The following is a 21,750-nucleotide window of genomic DNA, read 5'->3' on the forward strand; positions in this document are numbered from 1 at the left end:
TGAACCCTGAACCCTGAACGTTGAACGTTGAACCCTGAACCAATTATTTTATCGGTTGAATTTCTATTAGACCACATTTCGACGAATCTGTCGAATATGCTCTTTCATTTTCGACAATCTTTGCCTAAATACGTTGGGTTCCCCGAACCGGTTCCTGTTATAAATCTACTTTAATTTCAAAATGTTAATATGGTCAATCAGAACTTGGCATGAAGCTTGATAAATAACAAGACGGAAACACAAAATAAAAAGAAATACGGAGGTACAATTCAATGAGAGCGATCAGGGCCTCTCCTTTCACAGCGTTGAGCTTGCTCACTATGATAGTACGAAATACAATATAAAAAAGGAACAGAATAAGGAGATACAATTCAATGAAAAAATGCAGTCTTTTGGCGGTATTGGTAATTGTTTTTGCTTCGGCAACATTTGTCGTAGCCGGCCCTTCCGGCGGCGGTGAGTGGGGAAACCCTGGATGGGTAACGGATGGTACCATTTTGTCCAAACTGAACCTCACGGCGGAACAAACAGAAAAGATTCGCACTCTGCGTGAGTCTTTCCAGAAAGATATTGCACCCCTTCGGACCCGGACCTTTGAAAAAAAGGCAGAGATGAGGCTGCTGTGGATGCAGACCGAACCTGATGCTGCAAGGATCAAGACCAAACAGAGGGAAATCTATGACTTGAAATGGCAGACTCTGGAAAAAGCAACTGATTTTCGCCTGGCGCTCCGCAGCGTTTTAACACCGGAGCAGTTGTCCAAATTCCTGGCCATGGGCGGCGACTGGGGACGCCATCACGGCATGGACCGGAGAGGTCGCCATAATCCAGGGCCGTACCTTGATTGGTAAGTGTTGATAGATGAAGCGGCTGGCCTCAGGGCTCCTGCTGTTGCTGCTCGCAGGCTGTGCAACCGTCGGTCCGGATTACGTCCCTCCCGAGATCTCGGCACCCGCACACTGGACCGCTGAGCTGGAAGGCGGTCAGACTGTCAAGTATGTGGATATTCAAGCACTGGCAGATTGGTGGACGGCACTCAACGATCCGATCCTGTCGAGCCTGATTGAACGAGCGGTTGCAGACAACCTCGATCTTAAAAAAGCGCGGGCGCGGGTTCGCGAGGCGCGCGCCCGCCGTGGTATCAGCCAGGCTGATCTCTTTCCTGCTATAGACACCGGCATTTCTGCAAACCGGAACCGTAGCAGCGAAGAAACCGGCGGCGGCGAGACACGCGAACTCTATACTGCGGGCTTCGATGCCAGTTGGGAGCTGGATTTGTTCGGCGGCAAACGCCGTGCCATCGAGGCGGCCGAGGCGGAGCTGCAGGCAAGCGAAGAAGATCTGCGAGACGTACTTGTCAGCCTTCTTGCCGAAGTCGCCCTGAATTACGTTGAAGTACGTTCGTTTCAGACCCGGCTGTCGATCGCAGAGGCAAATCTCGATACGCAGACCGAGACCTACAATATCACCCAATGGCGTTTCAGGGCCGGCCTGACGACACAGCTTGACGTGGAACAGGCCGGATACAATCTGGAGCAGACACGGTCGCAGATACCCACGCTGCAGACCGGGCTTGAACAGGCCGGAAACCGCCTCGCAGTGCTGCTGGGCGAGCACCCCGGTTTCCTGAAGGATATACTGTCTGAACCTAAATCCATTCCGGTCACTCCCCTTGAAGTAGCTATCGGGTTACCGGCCGATGTCTTGCGGCGCCGGCCTGATGTCAGGCGTGCCGAGCGCCAACTGGCCGCACAGACGGCGCAGGTCGGCGTTGCCACTGCCGATCTTTATCCCAAGCTCTCTCTGACCGGATCAATCGGATTAGAGGCCCTGTCACTGGGAAATTTGTTTTTGTCCCGTGCCCGGACGTCCGCGATCGGTTCAAATATCGGCTGGCCGATCTTCGACGCGGGCCGCATACGGCAAAATATTAAGGTGCAAACCGCAGTGCAGGAACAGGCACTGATACAGTATGAGACCGCGGTCCTCACGGCACTGGAGGAGGTTGAAAATGCGCTCGTCTCTTATGCTGATGAGCAAGTTCGACGCCGATCGCTGTTGAAAGCGTCGCAGGCCGCGCAGCGTGCCGTTGACCTTGCACAAAATAAGTATGTATCAGGGCTGATCGATTTTCAAGCCGTGCTGGATGCACAGCGGTCACTGTTGTCACTCCAGGATCAGTTAGCGATTAGCGAGGGCGAAGCCACCTCCAATCTGATAACCCTTTACAAGGCACTTGGAGGTGGATGGACGTCCCTGGTGCCTGATGATAAAAAGAAATAGCTTTTATTAAACCACTACCTGCTGAAAGCAGGTAGATTTCTTATACGACTGAAAGTCTAACATGGTTCAATCTTTAGTCATTAGCAATAGTGAAGGCCTCTTTAGGGCTCGCCTTTTCTTGGCTTGCAATATAAGCGGCTATCATTTTTTCTGTAACATTCCCAACTGTTGCACAAAAATAGCCGCGAGCCCAAAGATGCCTTCCCCAATATCTCTTACGCAAATGCGGAAATTCTTGCTGAATCAGTCGAGAACTTCGTCCTTTCACATATTGAACTATCTTGCTCGGAGCAAGTTCTGGAGGACATGAAACATGCAGATGAACATGATCCCTGCTAACATGACCATTAAGAATTGTAATATTGCGGGCCTCACAAGTCTGACGGATTATCTCCCTGGTTCTAAAAGCCACTTCTCCTTTCAAAACATGATAACGATATTTCGTAACCCATACGAAATGATACTGGATATCATAGATCGTGTGAGGCCCCTTGCGATATTCTTTGCTTATGGCGATAACCTCCCATGAGCAAGTTTACCACGATCCCTTAACTGCTGAAGCCTTTCGCCTGAAAGGCGAAGGTTTTAGACCTGGCGCATGGAAAAATAAAGATACTTCCTCCTTTCTGATAGGCCTTTAATTCGATGATCCCAGAGGGTGTTTTGCCCTTTACCCGCCTTTCTTCTGCAGTTTCTATGCCATGATCAACGCAGTTTCGCACAAGGTGTTTCAGGGGGTCTGAAATATGTTCAATAACCTCTTTGTCCAGTTCCGTATCAAGTCCGGTCAGGATCACCTTGATCTCTTTGTCTTGCTCAAAGGCAAGATCCCTTACCATGCGCTGGAATCTGTGGAAGGTCCCTTCCAGAGGAAACATTCTGACCCTGGCAACCCGTTCTTCAAATTCCCGGTTCACCTTAAGGAGATTTTCCGTCTCCTCCAGCAGTTCCATTTTTCCTGGACCTGCATATTTTTCAAATAACTTGTGCACCTTAGAGACCCCGATCCTCATTTCTTCAGCCAGGTTTACCAGCCTGTCGAGCTTTTCCACATCAACCCTGATAGTTGTTTTACGATAGACCCTGCGACTCTCCTCCTGCAGGGCCAAGGCTTTCCGAAGCTCTTCAGGCCCAATTATTCCATCATCCACCAGGACCTCACCCAGCCTCTTCTGTTTTTTCAACGCATCGCTCAATACATCTGGTGTGATCTTTCCGGCTTCCAGGAGCACTTCACCAAGTTTTTTTTCGGCAAGTCCTATATCAATACCCTCTCTGTAATCTTTGGTGACATCTTCAATACGAATGTCGTTGTCGTTTTTGACGAACATGAAGACATCTTCAATATCCTCGTAAGGCCGGTCTGTCTTGATGATCACACGCCAGGATATATAAAGATCATACATATAAAAGTTCTCAAAATCGGGGAGTCCGGAGAGATCGGGCACTACCTCGATAAGCTCGCCCAGCTCCGACAGGTCCAACAATAATAAAAGCGGGTCCTGGCCGTAGTAAAAAAGGTCCTTTCGAAACGCAAGGTCGATTCTGTAAAAGCTGAATTCTTCCGGGGATTCCATGGGGGCTTTCTTGAGCGGTGGCACGGATTCCTCCACATCAGAGTCCACCGCATCAATCCCCAGATAGCGTTTCACCTGGTCTTTTCGCTCCTCGAGAACCCCAGGGGCCGCTTCTTCGGCCTCTCCTTTAGAAACCCTTTCGATCATGGACCGGATAAAGTCGATTGAGCTCAGAAGAATGGTAATAAGGTTCTTGGTGATGCCCAACTTACGAGATCTAAGACGTTCCAGGAGGCTCTCAAGAAGGTGGGCATAGTCTGAAATATTCATGAATCCGACCATTGCCGCACTACTCTTTAAGGTATGAACTGACCTGAAAAGCTGTTCTATATCCGGCATGGATTCCGGTGTGGATTCCAGCGCCAGAAGGCTTTCTTCTGCCGATTTGAGCAGGTCGTCCGATTCGGAGAAAAAGATCTCTAAGATCTCTTCTTGTTCGCTCATTTTGTCCACACGACTTTCTTGACAGCCCACAGGAGCTGCTCTGGCTGAAAAGGCTTCAGCAGCCACCCTGAAGCGCCTGCAGCCCTGCCTTTTTCTATCATGGACTCCCCGGCCTCGGTGGTCAGGACTAATATGGGAAGGAATTTCAGCCTTGTCTCCTTTACCTTGGATATGAAAGTAATCCCATCCATCTCCGGCATGTTAATGTCGGTAATAATCAGGGCCAGAGACTGGCCTTTATCTTCTATGGATCGCAGTTTTTGGAGGGCATCTTTGCCATCTGACGCCTCTGTCACTCTATATCCTGCATTTCGCAGGCAAAAGGAAACCGACGATCTCATTGTAGGTGAATCGTCTACAAACAGAATGTGCTTTTCCATATTGATATACCTGTCACACAAGCGCAGATTTCAGGCCACAAAGTATTAAGATATCCTCTATCTCGGCAGAGACAGCGGCAATCCTGAGCTTGACCTCAGGTTCCAAGCGTCGCTTAAAGGCGATCAGCAACTGAAGAGCAGCAGTGTCAATAAATCTGACCTTGGCAAGTGAAATAGGGACTTCCCGTGCGTCTTTGACAGATTCTTCCAGGAAGGCTTTGAACTCATCCAGTTCATGGATAGAGAGTTCTCCTTCAAGGTGGTAAATCACCTTGGTCGTCTTGGTTTATACTAAAGTTTTTTGCAGGCATTTTGAGAGCGGTATCAATAACAAAATCTTGACACTTGAGGGCTGCATCAATAAAGCATCGCCATCATGCCGTAAATGTATTCACCTGAAATATGCCACGCTGTCTTATAGCAAACGTGTATTTTTTATATATTATAAATCGAATATAAACCTGATATACTTTAATCTTGAGCAAAAGGCGTCCATTTTCGTTTGCCCAAACACTCGTATAGTTTTATGCTGTTTTATATTTTCAGTGAAATCTTGAATCAGGGAAAATGGTCTCAGAACCTCAAAACCATGTCCGGCGCGAATGGACAGAGAAACTTTTGGTAATGACCAGGGAAATGAGGAGGCGTGACCTTTCTCTTCATCTTGGATCAGAACATGTCCGGAATGATACCTGCAGTCTCATTAATTTGGCAGACGTTAAGGAAGTAAAACGCATCTTTGGCACAGCGGGATCTGCCGGCCGTGTTTACTTTCAGGCGGTTGATCATTTTATCCGCTCAAAGGTGGAGCCGTTTCAGGCCGTGCTGAATACCTGGATGCAAGGAGCCAAGGCCAGGGTGAATGCCCGGGATATCCCGTTTGCCGAAGTAATCACATGGTGCCAGGACACCGGCGATAACCAGGCCAGGAGCGCGATGTCCAAAGAAGTCCGCTCTCTTTGCGCCTTTCTGGCCCCTTTCAGTTATGCCTCGTGGAAGGTCCTTTTAAATGTGCTGGAGCACGACCTTGGATATCCTGAATATCTGGCCTTTTGCGAAGAAAAAAGGGGTGTCTCGTTGACAAATTCCAGTTCTCATGCCCGGGACTTCCTCGGTGAAACCAGAGACACATACAGGGGTCTCATTGAACCCTGGCTGAAAAAGGTCACAAAGATATCTCTGGGGGACGCTTCCCGCTTTGATGCGATTTACCTCTTAGGGCTTCGTTATCTGGACCATCTCTTTCCCCAGGGGCTCACGATAGAGAAAATTACGGGCTTTTTCCGCAAATGGGGAATGGATCTTGCCGGGAATCCCGCTCTCCATATCCATTCAGAAGGCATGCCCGGGCGGCAGTCTTACTGTATCCCTGTGGATATACCAGGAGAGGTACACGTCATTGTGGGGCCCCTTCATGGGTGGCTGGATATGGAATCACTCTTCCACGAACTGGGTCACGCGCTTAGCTTCATCTACACGGACCCGTCATTACCCCCTGAAGAGAAAGATTTTTACCAGTCAGGTGCATTATCCGAGGCCTTTGCCTTCCTTTTTCAGAGAATGTGCATGTCCATGGAGTTCCTGCAGGAAATCCTTGGACTATCATCTGAAAATGCCCGGACCGTCTCTCGTGCCCATACCCTGAAATGGCTCACGTTAACCCGCCGTTATGGCGCTAAACTGGTTATCGAAGTGGAGAACTTCCGTCTTGGCCGGCTGGAAAAAGGTCAGTCCTTTTACTCGGAAATAATGGGAAGAGAAACCTGCTTTCACTATGATCCGGAGACCTATCTTTTTGATCTTATGCCTGACTTTTATTCCCTGGACTATTTCCAGGCCTTTATGGGAGCCGCATGTCTTTGGGAATACCTGAACGAAGCCGCAGGCGAGGATTGGATCCTGGATACTGAGACCGGCAGTATCCTCCATCGCTGGTGGCGCAATGGAAACAGGCTTGATCTATCCGCCTTCCTTCAAGAGACCCTGGATCGTCCCCTGGAGTCTGGCCCCTTTATAAAGGTGAATCAATATGATCCCTGAAGTTGACTTGCTGGAGCTAGACCGCAGATACCTCTGGCACCCTTATACACAGATGAAGGACTTTGAGAAGGATGATCCCCTGTTTGTGGATCGAGCTGATGGGGTATTTTTATTTGATGCCCAGGGGCGACGCTACTATGACACCATATCCTCATGGTGGTGCATTCTCCATGGTCACAACCATCCCAGGATCAAGGCAGCCATCAGGGATCAACTGGACAGACTGGAACACGTGCACTTTGCAGGTACTACCCATGAGGGAGCCATCCGTCTGGCAGAAAAACTTGTTGCCTTGACCCCGGATGGACTAAGCAAAGTTTTTTATTCAGATAACGGCTCCACTGCCTGTGAGGTGGCAATAAAGATGTCCCTTCAATACTGGAAGCATATGGGTGAGACCCGGAGGGAGAGCTTCGTTTCACTCGAAAGGGGATATCACGGAGATACCATCGGTGCCATGAGCCTGGGCGGAGTCCCCTCATTCGAGGGCCCGTTTGATGCCCTCACCTTTGATTCTTACCGGATACCATCTCCATATTGCTATCGATGCCCTTATAAATTCAGGCATTCTGCTCGATCACAAGATCACTCGATCACCAAATCACTCAATTGCTCCATTGAATGCCTGGATCCGCTTGAGAAGTTGCTTGCTGACAAGGGGCATGAAATAGCAGGAATCATACTTGAGCCCTTGCTTCAGGCAGCAGGCGGGATGATAGCATATCCTGTGCAATATCTGAAAAGGCTGGCAGGGCTTGCCTCTCACCACCGGATCCACCTGATCCTGGATGAAGTTGCCACTGGCTTTGGGCGGACCGGACGCATGTTTGCCTTTGAACATGCCGGAATAGCCCCTGATTTTTTATGTCTTTCAAAGGGGCTGACTGCCGGATTTATCCCTATGGCGGCCACCATAACCACTGACGACGTATACCATGCCTTTTACGCCGACTATGAAGAGGGCAGGACATTCTTTCATGGCCATACCTTTACTGGCAATCCCTTGGCATCAGCGGCAGCCCTGGCTTCCCTGGAGATATTTGAGCAAGAGAAAGTGCTGGATGGGTTGCAGGATAAGATTGATATCCTCCAATCCGGCATGGAGAGGTTTAAAGAGCTTCCCTGGGTGGGAGACGTCAGGGGAATCGGCATGGTGGCCGCTGTCGAACTGGTCATGGACCGTAGGACCAGGACCCCGTTTTCATCTGAGAAAAGGGTAGGGTGGATGATTTATAAAGAGGGATTAAAAAAAGGACTTATTCTTCGACCATTAGGTGACATAGTTTATCTTTTTCTTCCACTTTCTGTTAATGCAGTTCAGATAGAAGATATTCTCAGCCTGAGTTTTGATGTTATTTCTGGATTGAATTCATAGCCTGAAAGGAATGTACGGCATTGACAAGATCAAGGACTTACTGAAGCTGCCGTTGTCCGAGCTGATGGCCCGTGCCCGTGCCGCAAAGCTGAGGGAGAGGGGCAGGAGCTTTTCTCTGTGCACCATAATGAATGTGAAGTCCGGAAGGTGCCCTGAAGACTGCGCATTTTGTGCCCAGTCCTCCAGATACAGGACAGGGAGTCCTGTTTACCCTCTCAAGCCGGCCAATGAAATTCTGGAAAGGGCTGAAAGGGCCAAGGATGCAGGCGCTTCAAGATTCAGCCTGGTGACGAGCGGCCGTGGTCTTGCCAGGTCCGAAGTGGATGAGCTGGCAGTGGTAATAGAGCAAATAAGTAACAATGTCGGGATAAGTGTATGCGCATCACTTGGCATCTTGGACTTTGAGGCGCTTACAACCCTGAAATTGGCCAGTCTCAGCCGTTATCACCACAATATTGAGACTTCAGAATCATTCTTCCCGAAAGTAATCTCCACCCATAGCTTCGAGGACCGTATCTCCACTATTCGTACCGCAAAGGAGGCAGGGCTTGAGGTATGCTCAGGGGGGATCATAGGCCTTGGGGAATCTGCTGAAGACAGGGTTTCAATGGCACTTACGCTGGCCGGTCTTGAGGTGGACTCTGTCCCGATAAATATCCTGGTCCCGATTCCGGGGACTCCCTTGGCTTCACAGCCTCCCCTGTCAGTGGAGGAGATACTGCGGACCATAGCCGTATTCAGATTGATCTTTCCGGGAAAGGCCGTACGTATTGCAGGAGGAAGAGAATCAGCGTTGAAGGATTTTCAGGGCCTTGCCTTTTGGGCAGGGGCGGATGCAATGCTGATAGGCGGATATCTCACGGTAGCCGGCAGGGACTTGGATATTGATCTCAGGCTGGTCAGAGAGATGAAAAGGCTGTGGTAAGAGATCCATATTCTGACGCTGTAGCAAAAAAGTGCCTCGGAATGCACGTCATTCCGAGGCATTGTATTATACTCATAGAAAGAGCCGCTTGCAAAACTCAGAATTTGATCTGCCAAACAACCTGTACCTTACGATCGTCTCCGAGCCTATTGCCTGAAACCGGGGCCTTTCCTTTTTTGCCTGCGTCGTCACCATAGTCAGTTGTTTCATACGCCAACAAGAGCATGTTTCCCTTATAAATATCCCAGGCAAGACCGCCCATATACATGTCGTATTCAGCATCATTGCCGATCTTGTTGTCTTTGTCCTGATCAAAATGGTCATAACGGGCAAACAGGGAGAACTTCCCGTCAAAGACAGGAAGTCTCAGATTCCCGAAAAAGGAGTAACACTCAGTATCCAGTGCATCACCATCTGCATCCACCCAACTGCCTTTCGCATTTCCTTCAGTCTGAAAATACTGGGCAGTGAAAATTCCCCACGGGTGCTCATAGCTCAGCATGCCAAGGTTTACCTTATAGTCCGGGTAGTCTCCGTTTGAGGCCTTCTCATTGCCCTCTCCATAAAGGCCGAAATAGCTTAACTGGAGACCTGGTATCACGTCAGGCAGGGGACGCAATGTAAGCCGTCCATCGACCACCTTATTGTTATTCTTTTCGCTTGCGTGATAACCTGATCCGTTATAGACCCCAAGGTGCCAGCTTCCGTAGCGGCCGTCATAGTGGTGGCTTCCCGTCCTTTCCTTCGCGTCTTCAAGCTTGCCGTCAAGATTGCCGCGAAGGCTGATCCCAGTATCAGCAGAATTGAAGGTCCCTGCCCGCTCTATGGCCATTGTACCCTGGCAGCGATACGGATTGACGTGCTCTTCAAAGTCCAGCCAGGGGATATGCCCTTGGCCGATCTCGGATTTCATGCCGGTGAAGGGCCCAATGTCAGGCGGTCTCAGTTCAGCATAGAGATATTTGATACGTTCTTTGTAGTCCCCGTAATCGTCCTTGTGAATATCAAGGGTTATTCGTGTCCGCATCCATGGGAGGATCTCCTTCTTTACCGTGAGGTAACCCCGGGTGAGTCTGAAATGGTTGAAACTGGAGTCTTTGTCACCAGGTTCCGGCTCAATGCCATTTGAATAGTCCACGTACGCAAGCATCCCGACTTTCAGGCCCTTTAAGGCCTCGGGTACCGCCAGTTCCTTATCTTTAATTTCCTTCACTATCTCCTGCTTATGCTGTTCCTCCGATACAACCGCCTCTTTTTGCATTTCATTCAAGAGCTGTTGGGCCTCTGAATGAGAAAGGATACCTTTTTCAACCAGCTTGTTGACCAAAATGTCAATTTCCCCAGCCCAAGACTGGGTAATGCCGAATGCTATAAGCAAACTCGTTACGATAAATACGATGAGTGAAATTTTCTTCATGTTTTTTCCCATACCTTTCCTTTATACTTTTCACATATTATGGGCCTCTCTCCGCTTTGTTCCAAAGATTACAAGCCTCACCTCCTTTTGATAAAAATTCTAATCCTTTGGTTTTGCTTATTATGATTCCGGTTTGTTAAAACCGGATGACTATAGGGTTAGATTTTGGTTAAAATAATAGGATAGTAAAAAACTTTGCGTCCTCTGCGTCTCGAACACGAGCGCAGCGAGTGGGTGGTGAACTGTTACGAAATTCCTGATGCACCCTTTCCGTGCCGAATGATCTCCCCCTGAACCATGTATACGACTTCTTCGGCTATATTGGTGGCATGGTCTGCTATGCGTTCAAGGTGACGGCACATCAGGAGCAGGTTGATCAGATAAGCCACGCGGTCAGGGTGTTCACCTATGGCCTGTTTTACCACGTCATAGGCATGATTCTTCATGTCATCTATTGCATCATCCAATTTGAGGACATCCAGCGCCAGGACATCGTCCATGTTCACAAGGGCATCCAGACTCTTCTTGAGCATGGATGCCGTCTTTTCAGCCATTAAGGAATAATCAAAGGGGATATCGAGCCGCTTGCGTTTGGCAATGATCTTTACCCGTTCTGCGATGTTCACTGCCTCATCGGCGACCCTCTCCAGATCGTTGTTGATCTTGATCACAGCAATAAGAAACCGCAGGTCCACGGCAACCGGCTGATGCAGTGCAAGAATCTTCAGGCAGTCTTCTTCCACCTCTATCTCGAATTCATCTATTTCGTAGTCACTCCTGATGATCTTTTCTGCAAGATTCGCATCTCTTAACTCAAGGGCCTGGATAACCATCCGGACACGCTCCTCAACCATGGCTCCCAGGGAGAGGATCCTCTTTTTCAGTTTCTCTAATTCTTTTTGTAGGCGTATAGGCATGGCACTCCCTCACTATCCGAAACGGCCGGTGATGTAATCCTCTGTCTGTTGGAGCTCAGGTTTTGTAAAAAGCGTTTCGGTATCATCCACTTCTATAAGTTTTCCCAGATAAAAAAAGGCTGTGACGTCAGATACACGTGCAGCTTGCTGCATATTGTGCGTAACAATTATGATTGTATATGATTTTTTCAACTGATGGATCAGTTCCTCGATCTTCTGGGTAGCGATTGGGTCCAGGGCGGATGCCGGCTCATCCATAAGTACCACTTCAGGCTCCACTGCCAGGGCCCTGGCAATACAGAGGCGTTGTTGCTGTCCGCCCGAAAGACCAAGGGCTGAGTCATGAATCCTGTCTTTGACTTCATCCCACAAGGCCGCTGACTGAAGACTCTTTTCTACTCGGTCTGTAATGTATGCCTTATCTTTTATGCCGTTTACCCTCAGGCCGTATGCCACATTTTCAAAAATGCTTTTTGGGAAAGGATTGGGTTTCTGAAATACCATGCCGACATTGCGACGAATGGTGACTACATCCACACTTGGATCGTTAATGTTCTGATCATCCAGCAGGATCTGTCCTTCCACCCGGCTGGCAGGAATCAGGTCATTCATCCGGTTCAGGCAACGCAATAAAGTGCTCTTACCACAGCCTGAAGGGCCGATGAAGGCGGTTACCTGATTTTCAAAAAGGTCCAGGGAGATATCATGAAGGGCCTGAAACTCACCATAATAGAAATCCAAGTTTTTTATTTTAATTTTTAGAGAGTGCTCCATTATGCATTACATCCGTCTCTGGAGGCGTGCCCGGTAGATAATGGCAATAAGATTCAGGCCCATTACCAGGACAATCAGCACAATGGCAGTTCCATACTGGAGATGGCGGGTGGCTTCGATCTCCGTTCCGGCCGTGGCCAGGACATAGATATGATAGGGCAGGGCCATGATTTCATCAAAAACAGAAGTCGGCAGAGAAGGTGTATAGAACACGGCTGCTGTAAACATGATGGGCGCGGTCTCCCCTGCGGCCCGGCTGATCCCAAGGATGGCGCCGGTAAGGATGCCTGGCAGGGCAGCCGGCAGGACAACCCGGTAGATGGTCTGCCACTTGGTGGCCCCAAGGCCCAGGGACGCCTCCCGATAGGTGTCCGGAACGGACCTCAGGGCCTCCTCGGAAGATCCGATAATTACAGGCAGGGTGAGTACTCCGAGAGTCAGGGAACCGGCAAGGATACTCACTCCCATTTTTAACCATACTACAAAGAAGGCAAGACCGAAGAGACCAAAGACCACTGAAGGCACACCGGCAAGGTTGTTGATCCCTATACGGATAGCGCGGAGCAGCCGGCCAGGGCGGGCATATTCATTAAGATAGATGGCAGAGGCGACTCCGATGGGAAGGGCCACCAGAATGGCACCCAGACTCAGGCAGAGGGTACCGACGATACAGGGCAGGATTCCGCCTTTAGTCATTGATTCCATGGGCGGCTGCGTAAGAAATGTCCAGTTGATGGCCTTCCATCCTCTTGCCACAAGAAAGTAGACTACGATAAGCAGTGCGATTCCATTGATGGCAGCCGAGAGCCTGAAAAGCCCGAAAATTGCGATCTGGATCAGTTTACGATGCCTCAGGGAACCGCTTGATTTATTCATGAGTTCATAAGGTTCAGAGGTTCAGGGTTCACCGTTCAGGGTTCAAGGTTACAAAGTTGCAGCTCCAACCTGCCTGTATTTGTTGGAGATGTATTCGGATACGAGATTGAAGAGCAGGGTGAAAGCAAATAATACGATGCCAGTGGCGAACAGGGCATAATAGTGATCGCTCCGAAAGGGGGCCTCTGCCATTTCTGCTGCAATGCTTGCAGGCATGGGACGGACCGGATCAAATATTGAAGACGGCAACTGGGCCGCTCCACCGGCAATCATGAGTACTACCATGGTCTCGCCGATAGCCCTCGACATGCCCAGTATGATGGCAGTCGAGATGCCCGAGAGAGACGCCGGAAGGATTACCCTGGCGATGGTCTCCCAATGGGTGGCTCCCAGGGCCAGAGAGGCCTCTTTGAGCTCTATGGGTACACTATAAATGGCATCTTCAGAGATGCTGCAGATGGTCGGGACGGACATGAATGCCAGCATGAGCGACGCATTGAAAAGATTCAAACCTGTGGGGATATCAAAGATTTCCTGAAGGAAAGGTGCAACTACTACCATGCCGAAGAAACCAATGACAACAGAGGGAAGGGCTGCCAGAAGTTCCACAATAGGTTTGACCCATTCCCGCAGCCGGGCAGAAGCAGATTCTGCAAGATAGAGGGCGGTCATCACCCCCAGCGGGATGGAAATGACGGCGGACATGACAGTAACAGCCAAGGATGCCACGATCAGCGGGAAGATGCCAAAATCCGGGGGATCATCAGTAGGATACCAGTACCGTCCGAACAGGAAATCGTAAACAGAGACCTTGCTGAAGATAGGAAGACCTTCCATAAATAGGAAGACAACGATCAGGGCGAGGGTTATTATGGAAGTCAGCGCGACAGAGAAGAAAAAGAAGCGGATCGCCGATTCTTTCCTTTGCCGGCTTTTTCCGGTTTGCCTGTTTTTTGCCATACTTTTTTTGAGCGATCCCTCTTAATTTAATTCAGACAGGATAAACAGGATTGTCAGGATAAATAAAAATCCTGTTCATCCTGTCAAAAAGAGTCCTGCCGTATGCGGCCAATTTAATCCTAAAATGATCGGTTCCAGGTTCCAGGTTCAGGGTTCAAAGGTTATAATCTGCTGATATCCTTAACTTTATAACACAATGCTCAGATTAGCCTCTTTCACCCAACGGGTGAAATGTAACATTCGTCCCTATTGACGCTTTATCCTTTTGTTAACAGCCGGTTAGGGCTCTTTAACCGGGAACCGTGAACGTTGAACCGCTCAACCTAGGTTAATACAAAGGCACATACTTTGCGTCGCGTACGTATTTCTGGCCCTTTTCCGGATTCAAGACAAAGTTGATAAAGTTAAGCGTATCTCCCTTTGGCCAGCCCTTTGTGAACATATAAAGGGGTCTGCTGACAGGATATGTTCCGTTCAGGGTTGTTTCCTCAGATCCCGTAATCTGATTTACCATTAAAGCCTTTATGCCCTTATCCAGATATCCGAGGCTGATGTAACCAATGGCGTTTTTGTTTTTTGAAACGGCCTGCGCAACGGCCCCGTTGGATGCCTGGAGCAGGGCCCCTGGGAAAACCCTTTCCTTTTTCATGACTTTCTTGTGCCAGACCTCGTAAGTCCCTGAGGACGTATCGCGTGAAATAGCCGCTATCGGCCTGTCGGGTCCGCCCACTTCTTTCCAGTTTTTGATTTCTCCTTTATAAATTGCCTTAAGCTGATCCATGGTAATATTCGTCACAGGATTACTTGGGTGCACCACCGGAACAATACAGTCATAGGCCACGGCAAAAGGTACTGGATATACCCCTTTTCCCACTGCAAGACTTACTTCCTTTGGCTTTATGAACCTGGAGCTGTCCGCAATATCAGTGCTTCCGTCAATAAGGGCCTTCATGCCATTGCCGGAGCCACCGCCCGAAATAGAGATCTTCACATCCGGATTTTGCTTCATATAGGCTTCCGCCACTTTTTGTGCAATGGGTAAAACCGTGGTGGAACCTTTGATGACAAGAGTTCCTGCCAATACTACTATGCTTGATGTGAAAGAAAAAACCAATGCCAGTGCAAGTATGGCAATACCTTTCAATTTCATCTCCTTATCCTCCATTAAGATATTATGGAATCGCCTTGATTTTTGATTATTGTCCCTAATTGTTAGGTTTTGGTTAGAGATGAATTAGAATTGGATGAAATTACAATCCAACACTCCATCATTCCAATATTCTCTTGCAATCCTGCGGAATGGAACGTAGTGGATCTAAATTTTCATCATATTCAGTAGCTTGTTTATCCCTTTTTCTGGCTGAGGGAGAACACTTTTTGTGGCAGGGGTTGGCATTGACAGCCGCCGACAACGTATTATAAGCGGATCAGGTTATAAGCGATCAGGCTATAGACGTTAGGAAAGGGATCTGAAAATGGAAAATACTATCAGCGACAAATACGAACTGGAACTGATGCCGATCGCCATTGGCGGCAAGAGGCTCGAGCTGTATGGCATAGCAAACTGGGATGTCTTTGTTGAACGTCTTGAGCGGGAAGGAGAGGAATATGTCAAAAGCTTTCCTTTCTGGATAAAGGTCTGGGAGGCTTCAATCGTTTTGACTGATCATCTGGTTCAAATAAATATTGATAAACAAAAAAATATTCTGGAAATCGGTGCAGGCATGGGCATCACCGGCCTTTTCCTCGGCGCTTTTGGATACAACGTCACTATCACGGACTATAAAGAAGATGCTCTCGAATTGCTCAGGATGAATGCTGAACATAACAACTTGCCGAATGTGCGTGTAGAAAGGCTGGACTGGAATAACCCGAATTTGACGGGCAAATACGATATCATCTGCGGGTCAGAGATAATTTACAATGAGACATTCATTGGACCGATCATCAAATTGTTCCAAAGATATCTCAGCTCTGAAGGCACCGTCTTCTTGGCCCATGATATCCGGAGAAGGTGTCTTATACAATTCATAGGCATGGTTCCCGGCCGTTTCGACATAGAAAATGTACTAAAAACCATGAAAGGCAAAGAAGAAATGCACAGGATAGTAATTCACACGCTGCACCTGAAGTAATTACTTCTGGTTCCAGATGCTCATCTGGCAGCCCTCGCTATCGAGCACAGGCTGATACTATGTTCTGCTGAAAGCTCCAGCCATTACGCTCTCGCAGCTTAGGATTCTTCTGGAGGTGGTTCTGCCCTTGAGAACTTTTGACGTGGATAAAGCGCTGGAATTGGTGCGATGGATTCAGTACAGGATATCGGTCGCATCGAAAAAAGAAGGTCGAAGAGATGGCCGTGCTGAGTGAAATGTCGTTGTAGAGATACTTTGCATGAAAATAATTTTAGCCACCCGCTCGCTATGCTCGCTCGACATGAGGTTTGATAAACTATATTTACCTATATTTATAAAAGCATTATGCTCAAAAAAAGTTGCTTTTCCAAACCGGAGTCATGGTAGACTGAGATGCCCCGGAGCGGATGAAGTAAGATACGGAAAACACTAAAGCGGTAAATCCGGCTTTTATTAGCCCGGCTGGATATGGATTCTTTCGAGAGTATTACAGATTTTGTCAACTACGAGTTGCGGGTTCAAAATAAGACCGGGCTTCTTAGATCTCTTTTCCCCCTGGAAGGGTTGCAAAGAGGAGTGATAAAGGCGAACGGCAAGACCCTTGTCGATTTTTCCTCCAATGATTATTTGGGCCTGGCTGGCCACCCCACCCTTATTGAAGGAGCAAAAAAGGCCATGGAGAAATGGGGAGCAGGTGCCCGGGCCTCCAGGCTCATGAGCGGGGACCTGGAAATCCATCACAGGCTTGAGTCGGCGATTGCCGCTCTGAAAGGAAAAGAAGCGAGCCTCATTTTCGGGAGCGGTTACCTGGCAAATGCAGGTATAATCCCGGCCCTCTGCGGAAGGGACGATGTGATCTATTCGGATCGCCTGAACCATGCAAGCATAGTGGACGGGGTCCTTTTATCCAGGGCGCGATTTTACAGGTTCAGGCATAATGATCTGAATCACCTTGAGGACCTGCTCAAAAACCACAGGTCGAGATATCGCAAGGCCCTGATTGTGGTTGAAAGCGTTTACAGCATGGATGGAGATCAGGCCCCGGTATCAGGGCTCCTGGAACTAAGGGGGCGTTATGGGGCCATGCTGATGATAGATGAGGCCCATGCAACAGGGGTATTTGGTACAAAAGGGGAGGGGATCATAAGCCAAACCGGGGCAGACGCAGTGGATGTAATCCTGGGCACATTCGGAAAGGCCCTGGGTGGTTATGGTGCCTTTGTAGCTGTCTCGAACCGGATGAAGCAGTTTCTTTTAAATCGGGCCAGGACCTTTATTTTCTCTACCGCCCTTCCGCCGGCGGTTATAGGTGCAAACCTTGCGGCTGTGAAGCTTCTTGAGGAGGAGCCGGAGCGCAGAAGCCGGGTCTGCGAGCTGGCATCAGAGCTGAGACAGGCTTTAAAGGAAGATCTGGGTCTTAATACCCCCAGCGAGTCACAGATCGTTCCAGTGATGGTTGGTGACAGCCAAAGTGCGCTCAGTCTGGCGGAAAGCCTTCGGGACGCGGGCTTTTTTGTAAAAGCGATTCGGCCCCCGACTGTCCCTGAGGGCACGGCAAGGATTCGTCTATCCGTAACCGCAAATCACGGTGCGGGTGATTTGCACCGGCTTCTGGAGGCCTTGTTCCGTGGACTTTGAGCTCATCCGCCGGGGCCATGAAAGATCTTTGGTTCTGATACCGGGCTGGAGCTTTTGTTCTGATATTTTTTCTCCGCTTAATCTGTCCTATAATTATATCCTGCCCAAGAGGCCTGTGTATCGTGATATTTCAACAGAGCTCCATGATTTTCTGCTCGGCAGGGATATAGCCAAAGTGAGTATTCTTGGCTGGTCTCTGGGGGCCTGGGTTGCCCTTGATTTCCAAGCCGGATATCCAGATATGATCGAGGCCGTTTATGTCATCTCCTTGCCAGGGGCCTTTGACCGGGAAGAAATTTTATCACAACTTAAGGCCCTGGAGGCGGATCGTTGCGCGGCCGTGAAGCGATTTTACCGGCGGTGTTTCCTGGGACAATATACCGATTATCTATGGTTTTCCAGTTCCCTGGAGGAATCCAGCATCAGACAGTGGGATATGCACGAACTCAGGAAGGGATTGATGTATTTAAAGTTAAAGGGGAAAACAGCGGATTTGTCCGGATATGCAGGTACCCGGATGCGTATCTTTCATGGAGAAAAAGATGTGATCGCACCTTTGGATAAAGTTCCCGAGCCTCCTCCGGGGGTTGCCATTGATGTAATACCAGGTGCAGGACACTTGCCCTTCCTATCGTCAGAATTCGAAAGGAGGTTCTGTGTGTATTAAGGCGCGGTTGGCACAGTCTTTCTCAATGGCTGCCTCAACCTATGATACCTATGCCGATGTCCAGCCTGAAACGGCTGCCTGTCTTATGGCCCGGCTCAATAACAGGAAATATCATAAGATACTTGAGATCGGCTGCGGTACAGGGTCCTATACCTTGATGCTGGCACGGAAATTCGTAAACTCACATATACTGGCAGTTGACATCTCGCCGCTCATGGTTGCCCAGGCGAGAATAAAACTCGGCCGATATTCCAGGGTGCGTCTTGAAAGGGCCGATGGCGAGCACCTCCCTGCTCTCATTTCCGGTCCTTTTGATCTTATTACCTCAAGCAGTGCCCTTCAATGGTTTGAGAATCTGGAAAGGACGATACAACAATACTGCCGCATCCTTTCTCCTTCCGGTTCCCTGCTTTTTGCACTCTTTGGTCCGGAGACACTCTTTGAGTTAAACAGGACGCTCAGGCATGAATGCGGTGACAGCTTTTGTCTGCCGGTCGATTCTTTCCCGAACGGAACCGCATTGCATGGTTTCCTTTCAGGGGCATTTAATAAATGGAACGTAAGGGAACTCCATCTCTGCCGTACCTATCCGGATCTGCTGTCACTCCTCAGGAGATTGAAGCATACTGGCGTTGCGCCCAGGACGGCAAAAGTGCCTTTAGTGCGTACTGGCGCGAGGCTTTTGGAATTAGAGCGAAGTTATAAAAAACATTTTGGTGCAATAAGGGCAACCTATCAGATATTTATCTGTGAGGGGTCCCGATCAACCAATCCCCAATGATTCTATTTGTAGCCGGTACAGACACTGGTGTGGGCAAGACCTTTATCACCGCCCTTCTGGCAAAGGCCCTTGTCGATCGGGGAATAGATGTCAAGGTGCAAAAATGGGTCAGCACCGGTAACAGCAAGTTCTCCGAAGACTGTGTCTTTATCTATGAGATGCTTGGAAGCAAGTCAGTTGAGAATATCCATAGGTTACGGGATACGGCCGGTTTTGGCCCTGATGCGGCCCCGTATTGCCTCTCGCTCCCCGCCTCTCCGCATCTTGCAGCAGAAAAGGCAGGCGTGACCATTGAGACCGAAGTTATCCGGGGGGCCCTTTTTCGCCTCGAATCATCGTGCGAAATCCTTATTGTGGAAGGAGTCGGCGGGGTCCTTGTGCCCTTGAACAGGGCAATGCTTCTGGCAGATCTGGTGGCGGACTTGAATCTGCCGGCTCTTGTAGTGGCGCGAAGCGGTCTTGGCACACTGAATCATACACTCCTGACACTGGAGGCCCTGCGGCACAGGAACATTCAAATAACGGGTGTCTTACTTAACAGCCAGGGAGGCGAAGATTCTTCCATTGTGAGGGACAACCAGAGGACAATCGCTGAGATGGGACAGATAGAGGTCTTCGGCGTCCTGCCCAGGGTGAAAAGTCCGCTTGATGCCATCTCATCCATGGCGCCCATGGCTGATCGTATCCTCAATGTGCTAAAAGACCTGGAATATGGTACAGGGCACGGCCTTGAAGAGTAATCGCGCTTCTCGCCAGTCAACCCTTACCCTTTTACCAGGAGCGCTTCCTGCGGCGGTCATTTCGTGGCCTTGCTTCGTTTACCTTTAGATTACGTCCACCAAAGTCCTTGCTGTTAAGGGCCTTAATGGCGGCATCGGCATCGGCATTATCCATTTCGGCAAAGCAAAAACCGCGCGGCCTTCCTGTATCGCGATCAGTAATCCAATCGAAGGACTGGAGAGCCCCATACTGCTCAAGCATTTCGCGGACTTTTGCTTCTGTGGCGCTAAAGGGCAAATTCCCAATATAAAGTTTCATGAATACCTTCCTTCAAGCAACTGTAATTCCTTACAGCCTTTCATATTCGTTTGTGCATCGCTGAGCGCAAAATAAAAAAAAGCGGGCCCTCGAAAGCAACCCGCTTTTCGGTACCGGTTTTCAACAACCGTCGGCACTAAGAATGCACATTGGACGCTTGGGGGCCCTTGGGACCCTCAACCACTTCAAATTCCACTGTTTGTCCTTCTTCCAGGGACTTGAATCCGTTCCCCTCGATGGCACTGAAGTGGACGAAGACGTCAGGACCATCATCTTGAGAGATGAAACCGAAGCCCTTCTGATCGTTGAACCATTTCACAGTTCCTTTTGCCATGATTTTTACCTCCTTTCCTGAAAAACTATGGGCTCTTAGACCCATGTGTTGCACTTGCCATGGGTTCGAAACGCCCAAACGGAAAGGATCCGCAATGCAGGTAATTTCTGATCCATACAGAGTGTCATGTTTCTTCAAGTGCTTAATCACAAAAAAAGAGGCACTAAGTGTAGCCTCTTCATTTACAGATCTGCCACTTGATAGTCTTACAGATCGACGCTGTAGATGATTCCAGCTATCAACCTATTTAATAAATATTAAAAAACATTTCTTACGGTGTCAACAAAAAACAAGAAACTCTGGATATTTCATATAAGCGCAGGCGAATTTTGTGACGCAGCACAGGAGGCTCTTTTGAGCCTTCAGAGGCAAGCTGTGATCGTCTTTTCTCAAGCTATGGGTAAAAATACCACCATAGCCAGGATTGAGACGGCAACAGCGCAGATTATTTATGGGGTATAAAATTCGAACAACGAGGCTGGCAGATTGTCTCTGACAACAGCAGTACTCAAAAAAGGTGGAGGGAGAATTTCAGGAAAGAGCAGTAAAGTTCAGGAATAAAATCATTCCAGCTGAACACTGTACTTTTGTAATATATCTTCTTTGGTGATCCTTTCAGGAACTCCGGTTGGCATAAGAACATTACGACCGCAGAGAATGAAAACCTCATAGGCATCAAAGATGGCGTAGCGGTCCTGGTCAAAGATTATAAGCTTGTTGCCGTTTTCTTCCTTGACCTTTTCCCGGAATTTACGAATTCCGGTATCTTGGCCGTTCTGTTCCAATTTATCCTGTTGATCCATCCAGCCTTGATAGGCAGTGGTCAGGGCCATGGTCAAGATGGTTAGATACGCATGGGCTCTAAAAGCAGCCTTGGTATTTTGTGGAGGCCTCTGGATGAACCACGCCTGCTTTGCTTCCCGAAACAGGGAGTTTTCAATTTCGCTGCGGGGATCATACCCGTCATAGACCTTTAACGGTTTACTTGCAGGGCTGTTGGTCAGGATAACCAGGGTCTTGGAATCGGGATTGTTTTCTTTGTAAGGATCCTGCAAAACGACGACCGCATTTATGGGATTGGCCACGAAATCTTTATGGGTTTCATGGCTGCCACTGCCAAGCGGCCCATAAAACCCTGCAGTGGTCAAACCTTCGATACCCACAACCTCCCATGAGTCAATTACAATAG

Annotated in this window: 23 protein-coding genes; 10 read left to right on the top strand and 13 right to left on the bottom strand. The window is 48.9% G+C overall.

Annotation, left to right across the window (positions count from 1 at the left end; all coding sequences use genetic code 11):
- The first annotated feature begins 374 nt into the window (after positions 1-374).
- Together C4B57_04795 and C4B57_04800 are read left to right on the top strand one after the other, a co-directional pair.
- Positions 375-851 carry a hypothetical protein gene (locus C4B57_04795; protein ID PXF54929.1) on the top strand — a complete coding sequence of 159 codons (477 nt, stop codon included), beginning with the start codon at positions 375-377 and terminating at the stop codon, positions 849-851.
- A gap of 10 nt (positions 852-861) precedes the next feature.
- Positions 862-2,283 carry an RND transporter gene (locus tag C4B57_04800; protein ID PXF54930.1) on the top strand — a complete coding sequence of 474 codons (1,422 nt, stop codon included), beginning with the start codon at positions 862-864 and terminating at the stop codon, positions 2,281-2,283.
- A gap of 73 nt (positions 2,284-2,356) precedes the next feature.
- Here the strand turns inward: C4B57_04800 and C4B57_04805 are convergent, their stop codons facing one another.
- The 4 genes from C4B57_04805 to C4B57_04820 are packed head-to-tail and all read right to left on the bottom strand — an operon-like array spanning position 2,357 to position 4,955.
- On the bottom strand, positions 2,357-2,794 hold the full coding sequence (locus C4B57_04805; GenBank protein PXF54931.1) for an IS200/IS605 family transposase: 438 nt from the start codon (positions 2,792-2,794) through the stop codon (positions 2,357-2,359).
- A 37-nt stretch (positions 2,795-2,831) separates the two neighbouring features.
- Positions 2,832-4,304: a hypothetical protein gene (locus tag C4B57_04810; GenBank protein PXF54932.1), complete on the bottom strand. Its 1,473-nt coding sequence runs from the start codon at positions 4,302-4,304 to the stop codon at positions 2,832-2,834.
- A complete protein-coding gene (locus C4B57_04815; GenBank protein PXF54933.1) occupies positions 4,301-4,684 on the bottom strand; it encodes a two-component system response regulator in 384 nt (127 codons plus the stop codon). Before C4B57_04815 ends, C4B57_04810 begins: the two co-directional genes overlap by 4 nt.
- 13 nt (positions 4,685-4,697) lie before the next feature.
- Complete coding sequence (locus C4B57_04820; protein PXF54934.1) at positions 4,698-4,955, bottom strand: hypothetical protein; 258 nt, start codon at positions 4,953-4,955, stop codon at positions 4,698-4,700.
- A gap of 296 nt (positions 4,956-5,251) precedes the next feature.
- Between C4B57_04820 and C4B57_04825 the strand changes: the two genes are divergently transcribed.
- The 3 genes from C4B57_04825 to bioB are packed head-to-tail and all read left to right on the top strand — an operon-like array spanning position 5,252 to position 9,024.
- Positions 5,252-6,724: a hypothetical protein gene (locus C4B57_04825; protein PXF54935.1), complete on the top strand. Its 1,473-nt coding sequence runs from the start codon at positions 5,252-5,254 to the stop codon at positions 6,722-6,724.
- Positions 6,714-8,099 (top strand): adenosylmethionine--8-amino-7-oxononanoate transaminase, encoded by a 1,386-nt coding sequence (bioA, locus tag C4B57_04830; GenBank protein PXF54936.1) that lies wholly within the window; start codon positions 6,714-6,716, stop codon positions 8,097-8,099. Before C4B57_04825 ends, bioA begins: the two co-directional genes overlap by 11 nt.
- 10 nt (positions 8,100-8,109) lie before the next feature.
- Entirely contained in the window at positions 8,110-9,024 is a 915-nt protein-coding gene (bioB, locus tag C4B57_04835) for a biotin synthase BioB (protein PXF54937.1), read from the top strand.
- A 97-nt stretch (positions 9,025-9,121) separates the two neighbouring features.
- On the opposite strand, the gene C4B57_04840 is transcribed toward bioB, so the two are convergent.
- The 6 genes from C4B57_04840 to C4B57_04865 form a co-directional block, all read right to left on the bottom strand.
- The gene (locus C4B57_04840; protein ID PXF54938.1) at positions 9,122-10,453 is read right to left on the bottom strand and encodes a hypothetical protein; all 1,332 of its coding nucleotides are present in this window, start codon (positions 10,451-10,453) and stop codon (positions 9,122-9,124) included.
- 233 nt (positions 10,454-10,686) lie between these two features.
- Complete coding sequence (gene phoU / locus C4B57_04845; GenBank protein ID PXF54939.1) at positions 10,687-11,358, bottom strand: phosphate transport system regulatory protein PhoU; 672 nt, start codon at positions 11,356-11,358, stop codon at positions 10,687-10,689.
- A 12-nt stretch (positions 11,359-11,370) separates the two neighbouring features.
- Positions 11,371-12,132 (bottom strand): phosphate ABC transporter ATP-binding protein, encoded by a 762-nt coding sequence (pstB, locus tag C4B57_04850; protein ID PXF54940.1) that lies wholly within the window; start codon positions 12,130-12,132, stop codon positions 11,371-11,373.
- A gap of 6 nt (positions 12,133-12,138) precedes the next feature.
- On the bottom strand, positions 12,139-13,008 hold the full coding sequence (pstA, locus tag C4B57_04855; protein ID PXF54941.1) for a phosphate ABC transporter permease PtsA: 870 nt from the start codon (positions 13,006-13,008) through the stop codon (positions 12,139-12,141).
- 48 nt (positions 13,009-13,056) lie between these two features.
- Positions 13,057-13,968, bottom strand: a complete 912-nt coding sequence (pstC, locus tag C4B57_04860) for a phosphate ABC transporter permease subunit PstC (GenBank protein ID PXF54942.1) — start codon at positions 13,966-13,968, stop codon at positions 13,057-13,059.
- A 328-nt stretch (positions 13,969-14,296) separates the two neighbouring features.
- On the bottom strand, positions 14,297-15,118 hold the full coding sequence (locus tag C4B57_04865) for a phosphate ABC transporter substrate-binding protein (GenBank protein ID PXF55009.1): 822 nt from the start codon (positions 15,116-15,118) through the stop codon (positions 14,297-14,299).
- 325 nt (positions 15,119-15,443) lie between these two features.
- On the opposite strand from C4B57_04865, the gene C4B57_04870 reads away from it, so the two are divergent.
- The 5 genes from C4B57_04870 to bioD all read left to right on the top strand — a co-directional run bounded on the left by C4B57_04870 (position 15,444) and on the right by bioD (position 19,929).
- The gene (locus C4B57_04870) at positions 15,444-16,103 is read left to right on the top strand and encodes a hypothetical protein (GenBank protein ID PXF54943.1); all 660 of its coding nucleotides are present in this window, start codon (positions 15,444-15,446) and stop codon (positions 16,101-16,103) included.
- A 468-nt stretch (positions 16,104-16,571) separates the two neighbouring features.
- Complete coding sequence (bioF, locus tag C4B57_04875; protein PXF54944.1) at positions 16,572-17,741, top strand: 8-amino-7-oxononanoate synthase; 1,170 nt, start codon at positions 16,572-16,574, stop codon at positions 17,739-17,741.
- Positions 17,686-18,408: a hypothetical protein gene (locus C4B57_04880; GenBank protein PXF54945.1), complete on the top strand. Its 723-nt coding sequence runs from the start codon at positions 17,686-17,688 to the stop codon at positions 18,406-18,408. Before bioF ends, C4B57_04880 begins: the two co-directional genes overlap by 56 nt.
- 25 nt (positions 18,409-18,433) lie before the next feature.
- Positions 18,434-19,189 carry a hypothetical protein gene (locus C4B57_04885; GenBank protein PXF54946.1) on the top strand — a complete coding sequence of 252 codons (756 nt, stop codon included), beginning with the start codon at positions 18,434-18,436 and terminating at the stop codon, positions 19,187-19,189.
- A complete protein-coding gene (gene bioD, locus C4B57_04890) occupies positions 19,186-19,929 on the top strand; it encodes a dethiobiotin synthase (GenBank protein ID PXF54947.1) in 744 nt (247 codons plus the stop codon). The genes C4B57_04885 and bioD overlap by 4 nt, the downstream gene beginning before the upstream one ends.
- A gap of 31 nt (positions 19,930-19,960) precedes the next feature.
- Here the strand turns inward: bioD and C4B57_04895 are convergent, their stop codons facing one another.
- The 3 genes from C4B57_04895 to C4B57_04905 form a co-directional block, all read right to left on the bottom strand.
- On the bottom strand, positions 19,961-20,227 hold the full coding sequence (locus C4B57_04895; GenBank protein ID PXF54948.1) for an RNA-binding protein: 267 nt from the start codon (positions 20,225-20,227) through the stop codon (positions 19,961-19,963).
- Positions 20,228-20,363: 136 nt separating this feature from the next.
- The gene (locus tag C4B57_04900; protein PXF55010.1) at positions 20,364-20,561 is read right to left on the bottom strand and encodes a cold-shock protein; all 198 of its coding nucleotides are present in this window, start codon (positions 20,559-20,561) and stop codon (positions 20,364-20,366) included.
- Between the two features lie 563 nt (positions 20,562-21,124).
- A complete protein-coding gene (locus C4B57_04905) occupies positions 21,125-21,724 on the bottom strand; it encodes a hypothetical protein (GenBank protein ID PXF54949.1) in 600 nt (199 codons plus the stop codon).
- Positions 21,725-21,750: the final 26 nt, after the last annotated feature.

This window comes from Deltaproteobacteria bacterium (assembly GCA_003194485.1).
Classification (GTDB): Bacteria; Desulfobacterota; Dissulfuribacteria; order Dissulfuribacterales; family UBA3076; genus UBA3076.